Genomic DNA, 859 nt, shown 5'->3' with positions numbered 1-859 from the left:
GCGTCGGACGGCATGCCCGCCAGCCCCTCGATGCGGGGCCTGCCCGGTGGCAGGCCCCGCTGCCAGCGCTGCAGTTCGGCCGCGAGTGCGGCCGCATCGCCCCGCGCGGCGGCGGCGCGCGCGCGATCTACGCGCGCCAGCGCGGCATAGCCCCGTGCCTCCCGCCAGATCGCGGCGCCGATCAGGCCGAAGCCGGCAAGCGCCACGAGCAGGGTGAGCCAGCCGAGCCACGCGGCGCGCGCGAATTGCGCCGCGACGAAGTTGCCGGCGTCCAGCGCGGACAGGCCGAGCACCAGCACCGCGATGCCGGACGCGACGAGCGCCGCGCCGGACCATCCGCCCCGCGGCGGCGCGACGGCGGCGACCGCCTTCTCCCAGCCGAAGTCGAGCCGCGCCGGCGGCGCGGCGGCATCGTCCAGGATGATCCTCGGCGGCGGGGCGGGGGCGGTCACAGCGCATCCCCGATCAGCCAGGCGAGCAGCGCGTCGAGCCCCAGATGCGGCACGCCCGAAGCGCCCGCGGGGTCGAGCCGCGGCGGCTGGAAGTCCGGCATGCGGAAGAATCCTGCATCCCAGAAGGCGGGTTCGGGCGGCTTCATGGGCACCTCCCCCGGATAGATGGTGGCACCCTGCCCGCCGTTCAAAAGCAGGCCACGCACGGCGGCCAGCGCCTGGCCTTCCAGCGTCGCGACGGCATCCTCGGTGCAGCGGATGGCAGCGACGGCGTGGCATGCCGTGGCCGCGCCCGAAGCCTCCGCCCGGCCGCGCGCGCCGAGCACGATGTGGCCGAGCAGCGCGGCGAGCGCATCCCGCGCGCGCGTCGGCACGTGGTCGGCCTTGGTCGCGGCGAAGGCGACGCG

2 protein-coding genes are annotated in these 859 nt (G+C 76.8%); both read right to left on the bottom strand.

Going from position 1 to position 859, the window contains the following annotated elements; all coding sequences use genetic code 11:
* Positions 1 to 452: hypothetical protein (locus HW577_RS25785; protein WP_332837822.1), on the bottom strand; the 452-nt coding region annotated here is incomplete at its 3' end.
* A partial coding sequence (locus HW577_RS25780; protein WP_198378924.1) for a YcjX family protein occupies positions 449 to 859 on the bottom strand: 411 nt, incomplete at its 5' end. The genes HW577_RS25780 and HW577_RS25785, both read right to left, overlap by 4 nt.

The organism is Neoroseomonas rubea (genome assembly GCF_016106015.1).
Taxonomy (GTDB): domain Bacteria; phylum Pseudomonadota; class Alphaproteobacteria; order Acetobacterales; family Acetobacteraceae; genus Neoroseomonas; species Neoroseomonas rubea.
This window is presented reverse-complemented; position numbering and strand designations above follow the sequence as displayed.